14 protein-coding genes and 1 pseudogene are annotated in these 13030 nt (G+C 60.9%); 6 read left to right on the top strand and 9 right to left on the bottom strand.

All coding sequences use genetic code 11. The features are described from left to right. Positions 1 to 104 precede the first annotated feature (104 nt). From ACL58G_RS24950 to ACL58G_RS24930, 5 genes and pseudogenes are all read right to left on the bottom strand, one after another. Positions 105 to 920: pseudogene (locus tag ACL58G_RS24950) on the bottom strand (MFS transporter); the annotation flags it as partial. Between the two features lie 703 nt (positions 921 to 1623). Further along, the gene (gene istB, locus ACL58G_RS24945) at positions 1624 to 2409 is read right to left on the bottom strand and encodes an IS21-like element helper ATPase IstB (protein WP_413382469.1); all 786 of its coding nucleotides are present in this window, start codon (positions 2407 to 2409) and stop codon (positions 1624 to 1626) included. Beyond that, positions 2406 to 3485: an IS21 family transposase gene (gene istA / locus ACL58G_RS24940; RefSeq protein ID WP_440962794.1), complete on the bottom strand. Its 1080-nt coding sequence runs from the start codon at positions 3483 to 3485 to the stop codon at positions 2406 to 2408. Before istA ends, istB begins: the two co-directional genes overlap by 4 nt. Positions 3486 to 4300: 815 nt before the next feature. Then, positions 4301 to 4933 carry a hypothetical protein gene (locus tag ACL58G_RS24935; protein ID WP_440963542.1) on the bottom strand — a complete coding sequence of 211 codons (633 nt, stop codon included), beginning with the start codon at positions 4931 to 4933 and terminating at the stop codon, positions 4301 to 4303. 30 nt (positions 4934 to 4963) lie between these two features. Next, on the bottom strand, positions 4964 to 6109 hold the full coding sequence (locus ACL58G_RS24930) for a hypothetical protein (RefSeq protein ID WP_440968197.1): 1146 nt from the start codon (positions 6107 to 6109) through the stop codon (positions 4964 to 4966). On the opposite strand from ACL58G_RS24930, the gene ACL58G_RS24925 reads away from it, so the two are divergent. Continuing rightward, positions 5990 to 6391 carry a helix-turn-helix domain-containing protein gene (locus ACL58G_RS24925; RefSeq protein ID WP_440963537.1) on the top strand — a complete coding sequence of 134 codons (402 nt, stop codon included), beginning with the start codon at positions 5990 to 5992 and terminating at the stop codon, positions 6389 to 6391. The genes ACL58G_RS24930 and ACL58G_RS24925 overlap by 120 nt on opposite strands. 450 nt (positions 6392 to 6841) lie before the next feature. Further along, positions 6842 to 7063 carry a hypothetical protein gene (locus ACL58G_RS24920; protein ID WP_440963541.1) on the top strand — a complete coding sequence of 74 codons (222 nt, stop codon included), beginning with the start codon at positions 6842 to 6844 and terminating at the stop codon, positions 7061 to 7063. Between the two features lie 42 nt (positions 7064 to 7105). On the opposite strand, the gene ACL58G_RS24915 is transcribed toward ACL58G_RS24920, so the two are convergent. Beyond that, positions 7106 to 7348 carry a hypothetical protein gene (locus ACL58G_RS24915; protein WP_440963540.1) on the bottom strand — a complete coding sequence of 81 codons (243 nt, stop codon included), beginning with the start codon at positions 7346 to 7348 and terminating at the stop codon, positions 7106 to 7108. Positions 7349 to 7611: 263 nt separating this feature from the next. Here ACL58G_RS24915 and ACL58G_RS24910 point away from each other — a divergent pair, with 263 nt between their 5' ends. Further along, positions 7612 to 8079 carry a helix-turn-helix domain-containing protein gene (locus tag ACL58G_RS24910; RefSeq protein WP_413346384.1) on the top strand — a complete coding sequence of 156 codons (468 nt, stop codon included), beginning with the start codon at positions 7612 to 7614 and terminating at the stop codon, positions 8077 to 8079. Continuing rightward, the gene (locus tag ACL58G_RS24905) at positions 8052 to 8612 is read left to right on the top strand and encodes an IS630 family transposase (protein ID WP_440963539.1); all 561 of its coding nucleotides are present in this window, start codon (positions 8052 to 8054) and stop codon (positions 8610 to 8612) included. Before ACL58G_RS24910 ends, ACL58G_RS24905 begins: the two co-directional genes overlap by 28 nt. Here ACL58G_RS24905 and ACL58G_RS24900 read toward each other — a convergent pair. Together ACL58G_RS24900 and ACL58G_RS24895 are read right to left on the bottom strand one after the other, a co-directional pair. Beyond that, a complete protein-coding gene (locus tag ACL58G_RS24900) occupies positions 8561 to 9802 on the bottom strand; it encodes a hypothetical protein (RefSeq protein WP_440963538.1) in 1242 nt (413 codons plus the stop codon). The genes ACL58G_RS24905 and ACL58G_RS24900 overlap by 52 nt on opposite strands. 1 nt (position 9803) lies before the next feature. Further along, positions 9804 to 11648 carry a hypothetical protein gene (locus tag ACL58G_RS24895; RefSeq protein ID WP_440968195.1) on the bottom strand — a complete coding sequence of 615 codons (1845 nt, stop codon included), beginning with the start codon at positions 11646 to 11648 and terminating at the stop codon, positions 9804 to 9806. Here ACL58G_RS24895 and ACL58G_RS24890 point away from each other — a divergent pair. Together ACL58G_RS24890 and ACL58G_RS24885 are read left to right on the top strand one after the other, a co-directional pair. Then, the gene (locus ACL58G_RS24890; RefSeq protein WP_440963537.1) at positions 11529 to 11930 is read left to right on the top strand and encodes a helix-turn-helix domain-containing protein; all 402 of its coding nucleotides are present in this window, start codon (positions 11529 to 11531) and stop codon (positions 11928 to 11930) included. The genes ACL58G_RS24895 and ACL58G_RS24890 overlap by 120 nt on opposite strands. Positions 11931 to 12380: 450 nt before the next feature. Continuing rightward, positions 12381 to 12602 (top strand): hypothetical protein, encoded by a 222-nt coding sequence (locus ACL58G_RS24885; RefSeq protein ID WP_440963536.1) that lies wholly within the window; start codon positions 12381 to 12383, stop codon positions 12600 to 12602. A 1-nt stretch (position 12603) separates the two neighbouring features. On the opposite strand, the gene ACL58G_RS24880 is transcribed toward ACL58G_RS24885, so the two are convergent. Next, a complete protein-coding gene (locus tag ACL58G_RS24880) occupies positions 12604 to 13005 on the bottom strand; it encodes an SMI1/KNR4 family protein (protein WP_440963535.1) in 402 nt (133 codons plus the stop codon). Between the last annotated feature and the right edge of the window lie 25 nt (positions 13006 to 13030).

The raw sequence follows: 13030 nt of genomic DNA, 5'->3' as shown, positions 1-13030 counted from the left end.
GGCATCGACGCGGTGGCGCGGCCGGTCGGGTCCAGCCGGGCAATCAGTCCGAACAGGAACGTGTGCGCAAAGATCATGACGAACGCGAACACGCTGGCTGCGGCGGCAAATGGCAGGAAGACCGTGGACGACGTGATGGCGATCGCCAGCCCGCTGTGCACGACGGGGGCGGCAATGGCCACGGTCAGCGGCGACAGGCGTCGCTGAAGCAGTCCGGCCAGCGCTGCGGGAAAGAGATTGACGATCCCTACGATGGCAAGGACGAGGTTCACGCGGTCCTGGCCGAAGCCGCGGGCCACGCCGATCCGCTCCATGAAGCTGAAGATCGTGGCCTGGTTCAGGGTCAGGCAGACGAGGCCCGCGAGCGCGTACCAGGTGGCAGGCGTGATAGGTGTGGACGTGGCCGCAGCGGGCACCCGGCCTGCATCGTCCAGCTTTTGTGGAAACATCACGGATGCAAACGCCGCGATCGACATCAGCGCGCCGATGACCGTAAACAGTACCTGGCCGCCGCGTGCGGCGATCAGGATTGGAACGGAACCATAGAAGGCGACGGCGAACAATCCGAGTGCCGAACCGGCGATCGCAAACAGCCGGTGCGGGTTGCTGCTGCGGCCGATGGCGCCATGCGTCATCGACAGCCCGCATCCGACACCTGCGCCGGCGATGACGTGCAATCCGATCAGGTTGGCCGATCCTGCGCCGTGCGCCGCAGCGAAGAATGCAGCGGCCGCGGTGCCGTAGCCCCCGATGGCGATCAGGCGCCGGGGCAGACGGTTGAACAGCGGCGCAAGCAGCAGGCTGGCGGCGACGACGCCGAGCAGGAAAGATGTCACGGTCAGCCCGGCCTGTTCGAAGTCCAGTGCGTAATGCTGTACCAGCGTGCCGACCCAGACGGGGAGGGCGACCAGGTCGATCATGCCTGCCACGTGAGTGATCAGCAGGGCCGCTGTATGGTATGACTTCATGGGTGTCGACATCTGAGGTGCTCCAGTCCGGAAATGCGGGTTCAAAGGGGAGGACCCCATACGGCGGCGGATCCTTGTCCTCGGGTGCAAAGGAGCATGCGGCCGGGGCCGCCAGAACGTAAGCATGGTAATGATGGAACGGCCCGTCAGGCCAGATGGCAGCGTGCTGCCCGGGTGCGTGCCGGCAAGGGCAAGTCAGCCGTCGTGTCTCCTTTGTTATGGTTCGACGATAGCAGCTGGGCGCCGATATGTAAAAACGGTATTCCGGATAGCCATTACCGGTTTTTCCGATGGGTGGGGATGCGATCTTCCTGGCCTTTACGGATTTACGTATCGGCAAGATCGATGCCCTTTGATCCGTGGCGACCAAAGAGGCCTTCCATGCCGTTGCGAGGACGCCTTTGCAAGCACACCGCAAATCAGCGCTAAATGACACTCGGCTGGTCAGACGTCGATGAGTCCAGGATTGTCCATCGTCGTCTTGACTTGACCAGCACAGGTAAGGGTACGGGAAAGGGTACGCACGTAAGGCGTATTGGCTCGGGCCAGTACACATGCGGGTTTCGGGTGTCAACGGCGATTGAAAACTGATACAGATTTCGTCATGCCAGCGATTTAAAACTGATACACCGCCGTCGCCGAACACCGTCCGTGTTCAGCCCAGTTCTGCAACGTCGTTCCCCCTCATCATTCCGGCCTGTCGCTGGTGTTTCAAGCGATAGCTTTCCCCTGCAATCGGCACGATATGCGCATGGTGCAGCAACCGGTCGAGCAGGGCCGCAGTCAGCGTCGTGTCCTGCGCGAAGGTCGTGTCCCATTGCCCGAACGGCAGGTTGCTGGTCACGACCAGGCTGCTGCGCTCGTACATGGCCGCGATCACCTGGAAGAACAAATTGGCCTGTTCCCGGTTCATCGGCAAGTAGCCGATCTCGTCGATGATCAGGAGCCGATATGCCTTGATCGCGCGGTGCATCACCGCCTTCAGATTGTTCTGCGTGTGCGCCGTCGTCAACGCCAGCAACAGGTCGGCTGCCGTCGTGAAGCGCGTCTTGATGCCGGCCTGCGTGGCCTTGTAACCGAGGGCCATTGCCAAGTGCGTCTTGCCCACGCCGCTGGGGCCGACCAGTACCACGTTTTCATGCCGTTCGACGAAGCCCAGGCCGGCCAACTCCTCGACCTGGCTGCGTTTGACGCCCTTGGCAAAGTCGTAGTTGAACTCATCCAGCGTCTTCACTGCCGGGAATCCGGCCAGCCGGGTCAGCGTGCTTTGCTTGCGCACATTGCGTCCAGCTACTTCCTCCCTCAGCAAGCCTTCCAGGAAGTCGCTGTAGGCCGTTCCCTGCTTGGCTGCCTTCTGGGTTGCGGCGCTGTAGCCCTGCGCCACGAACGGCAGGTTCAGGCTCTCGCACAGCGCCGCGATCCGCTCATGCTGCAGATTCATGCCACCACTCCTTCCGATACCCGCATCAGCAGCGCGTCGTAGACCTGCAGCGGATGCTGTACCGGAGAAGGTTGCGCGATCCGCTCCACCACTGCCGCCGGCCGTGGTGCCGCAGGCGCCGTTACTGCCGGTTGCGGCCGGGCTGCCGCAATGTCTGCCCGCCACGGTGCTGGCAGTGGCTGCAGGTGCTCCGACTCCCGCTTCAACGCCGCGGCTGGCGGCTCCCCGGTGGTGCCGTGGATGCGTGCATTGGCCACTTCTTGCAACCAGTGAGCCACTTCCACGTTGGCCGTTACGACATCAAGCTTCTGGCCGCTCTGCGCCAGCCGGCTCACCAGCGGCACGTAGAACGAACGGCGCAGATAACCGTTGAAGCGTTCGACCTTGCCCTTGGTCTTGGCACGGTACGGCTGGCACAGCTTGATCACAAAGCCGCTATGCCTGGCATAGTCCAGGAAGCCGGCATGGAAGCGGTGCTCGCCTTCGCCGTAAGCGTCGCGCTCCAGTACCACCGTCTTCATGTTGTCGTACAGGACCCGCCGCGTCACGCCACCGAAGGCAGCGAAAGCGCGCTCGTGGCAAGCGATCAGGGTTTCCACCTTCATGTTGCTGACGAACTCCACATAGCTGGCCCGGCTAAAGCCGAGCGTGGCGCAAAATGCATACAGCGGCGCGCTGCCCTTGCGGAACTCGACCCAGTCCACCTGCAGCTGCTCGCCCATCGCCGTCTCGAAACGCACCACCGGATCTACCGGCGGCGTCGGGCGCAGCGTGCGCATGAAGGCGCGCAGCTGGCTCATGCCGCCTTCGTAGCCGCGCGCTGCGATCTCACGGTACAGCACCGTGGCTGGAATCGTATCGGGCTGGGCGGCCTGCTGCCGATCCCTCAGATACCGCTCGAATTGCGCCAGCTTCGTCTGGCGCTTGACCTTGCGCTCGTACTTCGGCACGGCCTCCAGAGCCAGATGCCGGCGCACCGTGTTCACTGCGCAGCCGACTTCAGCGGCAATCTGCCGAAGGCTCAACCCATGCTTCTTCAGTAGCTTGACTTCCACGTACACCTCTTTGGGTTTCAAGGCCGCTCCGCAAAGCGGCCATCTTCTCAAATCGGTGTATCAGTTTTCAATCGCTGCCTGTATCAGTTTACAACCGCTGCTGACATCGGGCGACAATATGAATCCCACCGCCTCCGCCAAGACAATTGTTAGAGAGAAATCTTTAACATTCATGAGACCCGCTAGCTCTGTGAGCTGCGGGTCTTTTGTCTTTCTAACGCCCTGATTTAACATCGATATGAATCCCGCAATGGGATTCGTATCCGTTGAGATTATTTATATGGGCGGATCTGACTTAGGATGCGTCAGACCCCGGTGGGTTGAGGCCTCTGGGGAGCCGTGGAGTCCTAAGGAGACGCCCAGTCGTGGACGAAAGCTCGGCAGTGGGAGCTCCTGCGAACGGACCGGTGTGCGGCGAATAAAAATTGCTGTGTAGTAGGGCGAGATGCGCCGCTTCCGTTGAGGTGCGTCAACGGCTTGCAAAGCCAGCGAGGCGGTTCGAGACCTGTGTTCGCGTGTAACTCGATCCAGTAGGAAACCGCTTCTCTGCAGGATTGTGATTTTGACCGCCATAGCCAGCGCCGTTTGCGCAGTGAGTTATTTGAACCGGCTGAGGGTTCGATGGGCTTGGCCGGTCGTCGGGCATCATCATTTGGCTGTGCCCCCACGCTGACCTCGTCCGAAGCTCTATAGAAATCGTGTCACCACTGCGTCTTTAGATCAGTCCGAAGTCGGAGGTCTTTCGCGGGCTATACGGCATTGTTGATGCGGGTGAGTGCGAGGTTGAGGCCACCGGAGGCCGGAAAGTCGGCGCCCTGCAGTGCTTCCGCCGCGCGTTAGCCGGCAGCGGCGCCAGCCGCCGACGCAGCCACGCTGCGCCAGCTGAACCCGCTCTGCAGGCCGGTCACGATGCCGACGCCCTGGCCGATCGTGTCGGACAGGGCGGCGCGGCTCACGGCGCCGGCGATTTCTTTCGCGCCCAGGGCCGTACCGGCGCTCGCCGAAGCGACGCCCGCCGAGACGCCCCCGCCCACCGCCGACAGCGCCACACCTTTCCAGTTGAAGCCGTCCTGCGCACCGATGGCGATGCCAACCGCCTGGCTAGCGATCGATCCGGCCGCGCCGCCGATTGCGCCGGCTGCGATGGCAGTCATCGCGGTGAGACTCGAGGTGCCGCTCATCACCGCCAGTCCGGCGCTCCAGGCACCGCCGCTGGCACCGAGCATGCCCGCCGCAGCCCCCGCCGTGTAGATCGTCGCCACCACGGCCACGACCACCATGACGAGCTGCCCCAGCCCCCCGCAACCACCCCTCGACTGCTGCGGCACCGGCAACGCCATTTCGGGCGTCGTGTTGCCGACGATCGCGCCGGCGTCGTACGGCTTGAAGGTGCCGGCGCCGTTGTAGGTCGCACCGGCCTTGGCCGGGATCTTCAGCGACTGGCCCACCGTCAGCGTGCCGTTTGCCATCGTCAGGCCGTTCGCGTCCGCGATCAGATATCACAGGCGCTCGTCGCCCCAGACCGACTTGGCGATCGACGTCAGCGTGTCGGTCGCCGATTGCACGACGTAGACGCCGACGTCGGCGTTCGAGGCCGCGCTCAGGCCTTCGTGCACGCTGCTGAACGATTCATAGGCGGCGCTGCTGTAGCCGATCATCTCGTCGTCGGCCATCAGCGTGTGGGTGCGCAGGCCGTTCTGGGTCTTTTCCAAAACGTGGCCGGCGTAGTCGCCGATCATCGAGCGCGAGTTGGCGTTGTCGACCGTGGCCACGCCGTCCTTGTAGTTGCGCGCGGTCACGGCGGTCATGGCGCCGGCGAGGTTGTATTGCATCTCGCTGGTCTTGTAGGCCGTCTCGCCGTCGTTCTGGACCTTCGTCAGGCTCGTCAGGCGCGTGTCGCGCAGCACGTCGACCGTGTTGGTGGTCGTCTGCAGCTTCGCGCCGCTGGCGCCCTGGGCGGTGTACGAGGCCAGGTAGCCCAGTTCGTTGTGGTAGTTGTACTTGACCAGGCTGCGCTGGACCCTGTCCGACTGGCCCTGCATGCGCTGCACGACGAGACGGCCGCCCGCGTCGTAGTCGTTCAGCTGCACGTCGGCGCCGTCGCGCGATTCGATCACGCGGCTGGCGCTGTCGTAGTAGCGGTAGCCGGTCTGGCCGGCGGACGTGCTGATGGTCGACAGGCGGCCCAGCGCATCGTAGCCGTACGTTTCGCCGTTGTCGATGGCGCGGTTGCCGGCCCAGTCGTACGTGATCGTGTGGGCCTCGATGGGCTTGTTGTCGAAAGACGTCCATGTGACGATGACGTCGGGCGCGATGTCCTCGTACGTCATCCCCGGCTTTTCCTTCGGGAGGTACGTCGACGTGTAGACCGGGGCGTGGTAGGTCGTGTTGACGTTGCCGGAGACCTTGGTCATGCGGTCCATGGCGTCGTATTCGTAGTTGACCTCGATGGCCTTCTTGTCGCCGATGTCGTTGGTGAAGCCGGTCGTGACCTTCTTGCGGTTGCCGAAGGCGTCGTAGTCGTAGTGGATGCGGTAGTCGGCGCCGGGGACCGACGAGGTGATGTCGGTCAGCTGGCTGCGCGCGTTGTAGCCGAGCACGTTGTCCTGCAGCGCTTGGGCCTGGCCGACGCCTCGGGCATCCATGTCCAGCAGATAAAGCGCTACGAGGCCGGTAGCGCACAGCCTACGGCCGAGGCGTTGAAGAAGCTCGCCCTGGCCCTGCACGCAAGTACCGACTTTTTGCTGTTCGAGGAAGGCGAGCGCGAACCGGACGACGACCTGAAACTGCGCTTCGAGGCGATCGCGGCGTTGCGGCCGGAAGAACAGGAAGTGGCCAAGGCGGTGCTCGACGCGATCATCGTCAAGAGCCAGGTGGCGGGTGCGCTGGCCCGTGTCAGCGGGCAGCCGGCGACTAAGGAAAAGTGACGCGCGGACGGCGCTGAACATCCGATGGAAATACCGCACCCCACGCGCGGCGGCGCCGGGGTTGGGGGATCTTTTTAGCTGCTAAAAAGAGAAATGGCAGTGCAACTCATCCAGCAGGAACACACAAACATCACACCCGGCAGCTCGCAGGACGAAAGCCCTGCCGACTGAGCGCGGTATTCATTTGAACTCACGCATCTCGTTGATTTCACGACGGTTTTGTTATGAGCCGTTTTTTTTCGAGCGCAGCGAGAGCGAAAATGTATTCACTGAATCTGCTTTGAAATCAATCACTTACAGCTGAAAAACCGCCCGCGCGTTTCGTGCGTAATGTGTGTACTTGATTTCGGGCGCGGGTGTCCCGCGAAACGTCGGAACACCGGTTGCGACGGCCACAAACGCAGGCGTAGAATTTGCGCATAATCCACGCATGAACAAGAGGACTGCGCCATGGCCACCGACAACGAACCGATCCGCCTGACCCTGACCATGTCGCCAGCGCTCAACGCGAAACTGGAGCAACTGGCGACGGCCAACTGCGCGACGAAAGCCGAGATTTTGCGCAAGGCCATCGCCCTCTACGAACTCGCCTACCGCGCCAGTTTGAAGGACCAGCGTCTGGGCGTGTTCGATGAGGATGAGCGGCTTGTGACCGAAATCATTGGGCTGTAGAGTTGGACTCAGGCTCTCGCTTTCCCTCCAGAGCGAATCGGGTTAAGTACTATGCTTGACGTTTGACACGTACGGATCAACTCCAGCCTCTGTTAATCTTTTCTGTAGTTCAAATAGAACCTTGTTCGCTTCAGCCGGGCTGGACATGATTCGCTGTGCGTCTTCCTCAGATATTTCATCCTCCCGAATAGCGATCTGGTGTGCACCAGCATCGTACTGTACATAGAACTTTGTGCCCGCTTGGGACACCACCAAACCGTCTGCATCGAAAATGACTTTTTTCATCTTTAGCGTCCAAATACTGGGTTCACAACATATCCTCCCGGCGGCACCGGGTTGATAACAGCTTCAGGCAGGCCACCTGGCCAGGTCACACCACCGGGCCGCCAGAATGAATTGGCTCCGAATTCATTTCCTGTTGGGATTCTATAGCCAAGCGGTTTCGGGATATCGACTCGGACGGGTGCACCTCCCAAATATCCATCATCTAAGTAGTCGCCCAATTTTTGCTGTCAAAGCTAAATTGATCACGCAGCAGGGGTTGGGCGATGAAGCACTTGGAGTTGTCCGAAGACGAGCGGCGCACGCTGCGTGAGATGGGCGTGTTCCACCCGCATCCGCGGACACGGATGCGCGCACAGGGAATTTTGCGGTTGAGTCAGGGATTAACGCTGCAGAAAACGGCGGATGAGTTCGGGGTGCACCTGAACAGCGTCGAGCAGTGGAGGCAACGCTGGAACAAGCTTGGCCTGGCCGGATTGTACGAGGGGCGTCATACCGGTCGACCCAGGAAGTGGACGCCTCAGCAGCAGCAGGCTCTTGGCGAGTTGGCGCATTCCGAGGGCGGAAGCGTGGTTGCACTGCTGCGCCAGATCGAGCAATGCCGAGACCATGCGTCGATCAGCGAAAGCACAGCCAAACGGTATCTCAAGGAGATGAATTTCACGTACAAGCGCTATCGGTACGCTCTAAAAAAAAGCGAAATCAGGTGGCGTTCGAGCACGCCAGAAAAGTGATCAACGCACTGGCCAAGCTCGACCATGAACAACGCTGCGAGCTGCTGTACTTCGACGAATCAGGCTTCAGTCCAAATCCTCCCGTGCAGTACGGCTGGGGCAGGATCGGCGAGACCCGGGCCGTCGAACCGCTCGCGCACCGACCGCGCGTGAATGTGCTTGGAGCCTTGCGTCACGACGGCCAACTGACCTGGAGCACTCAGCAACGGCCGACGACACGCGACGATGTGATCGCATTCTTCGATCGGATTGCGCTCCAGCCTTACGCGGTTCCACGCATCGTCTTGATCGACAATGCAGGTATTCACAAGGGCGACCTGATGGAGAAGAAGCGACGCCAGTGGGCCAAACACGGGCTGTATCTGTACTACTTGCCTCCCTATAGCCCGGAGCTCAATCGGATTGAGATCTTGTGGAAGCATGCCAAGCATTTCTGGCGCCGCTTCGTTGCCAGGAACGGCGCAGATTTGCTCGACGAGATTCAATCCTTGATGAGAGGCTTCGGCAGCAAGTTCACGATAAATTTTGCATGACTACTTAGGCCTAATAGTTTCTCAAGCGCTCGGACATTGCCACCCGAACCAGCTATAGCATCGTCTGCAAGAGATTTCGGGAAAACCCAAGTTTCGGTTCTTCCAATTGTACCGGTCGGTGCTGTTGGTTGAATTCGCACGGCACCGTCCTGGAAAAGTGCTGCGTGGGCGTCTTGATAGGATTGCGTAAGATAGGTTGCAGGATCTGGGCGCGAACCCTTAGAAACCGCCAAGACATCCGACTCCGAAAAGCCTGCAACGTACTCCGGAAGAAGTGCGTTAGCACCACCGCTACCTAAGCGAGTCACCGGCGGCACCGCGTAAGTCAGGCTGCCGGAGCGGTACATGTAATTTTCGAGAAGCTCTCCAGCCTTCGGCGCAAGCCACTTCGCTGTTGCGCCAACATCGTAGCTCATACCCGGAATCTTGGTCAGGTATGGACTAGCGTAGCTGCCCCCCAAGCCCGCAACAGTGCCGACGAAGCGGCTGCCTGCAGCTCGATAATTATTGTCGAACATGGCTCCTAGTACGCCAACGGGACTATTGTCAACAATGCCCCGAGCGATGCCATCCAGCGTGACGTTGGAGCGCGGTCGGAAGCTGTTGATGTTGCCAGTGGCTAAATAAGCTAGTCCCCGATAACCATCAGCGACCGTGACCACGCCATTCCATATGCCACTTGGAATCGCCTTGATGCCATCCCAAATACCAGCTCCCAAATCGGACATTTGTTGCGCTACGATGTCATTGGATGCCTGTGCGCTGCCAATACTCTTCGGCGTCAGGCCGAAGATGGCATTCAACCGCTGGTTTACATCGCCCCCGTCAACAACGACTTGTCGAATAGGTGCCTGGTAATTTGGAATGCGTTCGTCGTTACCACCCGTTCCGTAAGGACCGTCGTAAGCTCCCAGGGCGCTGAGCCAGTCCTTATCTCCGCCAAGCACTTGGCGCGAGGTCATTCCACCGTACATGTTGCGTTCAGCCTGTTCTTGGGAGATCGGCTTGGACGTTCCTGGCGTGTCCTGAGTACCGCCAGATTGCGTCGTCATGCCGGCCAAACTATTGCCCAGCGCATTGCCAAATGCATCCGTCGCAACCCGCACAATATCGAACTTCCCACCGCGCGCGATGGCAGTCGTCGCCCCGGCCGCCATTCCGGTCGCGGTCTGCTTGAACAGGTCCTGCATGTCAAAATCCTGCAGCGCCTGGGCCGAGCGATAGCCGGCCGCGGCGCCGGCCGCCGACGCGGCCACGCTGCGCCAGCTGAACCCATTCTGCAGACCGGTTACGATGCCGACACCCTGGCTGATCGTGTTGGACAAAGCGGCGCGGCCGATGGCGCCGGCGATGTCCTTCGCGCCCAGGGCCGTACCGGCGCGCGCCGAAGCGACGCCCGCGGAGACGCCGCCGCCCACGGCCGACAGCGCCACACCTTTCCAGTTGAAGCTGTCCTGCGCACCGATGGCCATGCCAACCGCCTGGCTGGCGATCGATCCGGCCGCGCCACCAATCGCGCCCGCTGCGACGGTGCCCATTGTGCCTATCGTGCCGGTCGCTGCGCCCTGCATCACCGCCAGCCCGGCGCTCCAGGCACCGCCGCTGGCACCGAGCATGCCCGCCGCAGCCCCCCGCCGTGTAGATCGTCGCCACCACGGCCACGACCACCATGACGAGCTGCCCCAGCCCCCCGCAACCACCCCTCGACTGCTGCGGCACCGGCAACGCCATTTCGGGCGTCGTGCTGCCGACGATCGCGCCGGCGTCGTACGGCTTGAAGGTGCCGGCGCCGTTGTAGGTCGCACCGGCCTTGGCCGGGATCTTCAGCGACTGGCCCACCGTCAGCGTGCCGTTTGCCATCGTCAGGCCGTTCGCGTCCGCGATCAGATACCACAGGCGCTCGTCGCCCCAGACCGACTTGGCGATCGACGTCAGCGTGTCGGTCGCCGATTGCACGACGTAGACGCCGACGTCGGCGTTCGAGGCCGCGCTCAGGCCTTCGTGCACGCTGCTGAACGATTCATAGGCGGCGCTGCTGTAGCCGATCATCTCGTCGTCGGCCATCAGCGTGTGGGTGCGCAGGCCGTTCTGGGTCTTTTCCAAAACGTGGCCGGCGTAGTCGCCGATCATCGAGCGCGAGTTGGCGTTGTCGACCGTGGCCACGCCGTCCTTGTAGTTGCGCGCGGTCACGGCGGTCATGGCGCCGGCGAGGTTGTATTGCATCTCGCTGGTCTTGTAGGCCGTCTCGCCGTCGTTCTGGACCTTCGTCAGGCTCGTCAGGCGCGTGTCGCGCAGCACGTCGACCGTGTTGGTGGTCGTCTGCAGCTTCGCGCCGCTGGCGCCCTGGGCGGTGTACGAGGCCAGGTAGCCCAGTTCGTTGTGGTAGTTGTACTTGACCAGGCTGCGCTGGACCCTGTCCGACTGGCCCTGCATGCGCTGCACGACGAGACGGCCGCCCGCGTCGTAGTCGTTCAGCTGCACGTCGGCGCCGTCGCGCGATTCGATCACGCGGCTGGCGCTGTCGTAGTAGCGGTAGCCGGTCTGGCCGGCGGACGTGCTGATGGTCGACAGGCGGCCCAGCGCATCGTAGCCGTACGTTTCGCCGTTGTCGATGGCGCGGTTGCCGGCCCAGTCGTACGTGATCGTGTGGGCCTCGATGGGCTTGTTGTCGAAAGACGTCCATGTGACGATGACGTCGGGCGCGATGTCCTCGTACGTCATCCCCGGCTTTTCCTTCGGGAGGTACGTCGACGTGTAGACCGGGGCGTGGTAGGTCGTGTTGACGTTGCCGGAGACCTTGGTCATGCGGTCCATGGCGTCGTATTCGTAGTTGACCTCGATGGCCTTCTTGTCGCCGATGTCGTTGGTGAAGCCGGTCGTGACCTTCTTGCGGTTGCCGAAGGCGTCGTAGTCGTAGTGGATGCGGTAGTCGGCGCCGGGGACCGACGAGGTGATGTCGGTCAGCTGGCTGCGCGCGTTGTAGCCGAGCACGTTGTCCTGCAGCGCTTGGGCCTGGCCGACGCCTCGGGCATCCATGTCCAGCAGATAAAGCGCTACGAGGCCGGTAGCGCACAGCCTACGGCCGAGGCGTTGAAGAAGCTCGCCCTGGCCCTGCACGCAAGTACCGACTTTTTGCTGTTCGAGGAAGGCGAGCGCGAACCGGACGACGACCTGAAACTGCGCTTCGAGGCGATCGCGGCGTTGCGGCCGGAAGAACAGGAAGTGGCCAAGGCGGTGCTCGACGCGATCATCGTCAAGAGCCAGGTGGCGGGTGCGCTGGCCCGTGTCAGCGGGCAGCCGGCGACTAAGGAAAAGTGACGCGCGGACGGCGCTGAACATCCGATGGAAATACCGCACCCCACGCGCGGCGGCGCCGGGGTTGGGGGATCTTTTTAGCTGCTAAAAAGAGAAATGGCAGTGCAACTCATCCAGCAGGAACACACAAACATCACACCCGGCAGCTCGCAGGACGAAAGCCCTGCCGACTGAGCGCGGTATTCATTTGAACTCACGCATCTCGTTGATTTCACGACGGTTTTGTTATGAGCCGTTTTTTTTCGAGCGCAGCGAGAGCGAAAATGTATTCACTGAATCTGCTTTGAAATCAATCACTTACAGCTGAAAAACCGCCCGCGCGTTTCGTGCGTAATGTGTGTACTTGATTTCGGGCGCGGGTGTCCCGCGAAACGTCGGAACACCGGTTGCGACGGCCACAAACGCAGGCGTAGAATTTGCGCATAATCCACGCATGAACAAGAGGACTGCGCCATGGCCACCGACAACGAACCGATCCGCCTGACCCTGACCATGTCGCCAGCGCTCAACGCGAAACTGGAGCAGTTGGCGGCGGCCAACTGCGCGACGAAAGCCGAGATTCTGCGGAAAGCCATCGTCCTCTATGAACTCGCCTGTCGCGCCAGTTTGAAGAACCAGCGCCTGGGTGTGTTCGACGAGGATGAGCGGCTTGTAGTAGAAATTGTGGGACTATAACTCAGGCGACATTCGTACGAGTTAATTGCATTAGTAACTCAGAGAAGGATTTCGATATCAAGTATGTATTTTGATCATCGTTTGATGATTGGAACAAGTAAGAGTGGTCATAATAGTACACGGGAGAAGAGTCTTCTTCGATACATAAGAGCAAAAAACCTCCCCCGGCATCGCTACCAACAATGAGACTGTTGCTGGGGATGTCGTTCTTTAACTCATCATACCAGAATTGAAGGCTAAGTTGATCTGGCAAGCCGAGACCGAATAAACAGTCAATCAGCAGTTCTCCTGGCTTTTCAGGATTTATCAGAGCGTTGCTAAACACGCCTCCGTTTTTATGAATCAAAAAATCCCGATAATCTCTCGGCAAGGAAAAACCAATCGCTTTCTCAAAGTCGTCCACGTTCATCTCATTGATCGCTCCGTTT

Source organism: Massilia sp. GER05, assembly GCF_052056005.1.
Lineage (GTDB): Bacteria > Pseudomonadota > Gammaproteobacteria > Burkholderiales > Burkholderiaceae_D > Telluria > Telluria orientalis.
The sequence above is the reverse complement of the archived record's forward strand: the minus strand, read 5'-3'. Positions and strand labels throughout refer to the sequence as shown.

Bases quoted from the DNA above. Each gene is read 5' to 3' on its own strand.
- ACL58G_RS24930 (WP_440968197.1), bottom strand. From the start codon at position 6,109: ATGGATGCCCGAGGCGTCGGCCAGGCCCAAGCGCTGCAGGACAACGTG.
- ACL58G_RS24910 (WP_413346384.1), top strand. From the start codon at position 7,612: ATGAAGCACTTGGAGTTGTCCGAAGACGAGCGGCGCACGCTGCGTGAG.
- ACL58G_RS24935 (WP_440963542.1), bottom strand. From the start codon at position 4,933: ATGGCAAACGGCACGCTGACGGTGGGCCAGTCGCTGAAGATCCCGGCC.
- istB (WP_413382469.1), bottom strand. From the start codon at position 2,409: ATGAATCTGCAGCATGAGCGGATCGCGGCGCTGTGCGAGAGCCTGAAC.
- ACL58G_RS24920 (WP_440963541.1), top strand. From the start codon at position 6,842: ATGGCCACCGACAACGAACCGATCCGCCTGACCCTGACCATGTCGCCA.
- ACL58G_RS24915 (WP_440963540.1), bottom strand. From the start codon at position 7,348: ATGAAAAAAGTCATTTTCGATGCAGACGGTTTGGTGGTGTCCCAAGCG.
- ACL58G_RS24900 (WP_440963538.1), bottom strand. From the start codon at position 9,802: ATGCAGGACCTGTTCAAGCAGACCGCGACCGGAATGGCGGCCGGGGCG.
- ACL58G_RS24885 (WP_440963536.1), top strand. From the start codon at position 12,381: ATGGCCACCGACAACGAACCGATCCGCCTGACCCTGACCATGTCGCCA.
- ACL58G_RS24895 (WP_440968195.1), bottom strand. From the start codon at position 11,648: ATGGATGCCCGAGGCGTCGGCCAGGCCCAAGCGCTGCAGGACAACGTG.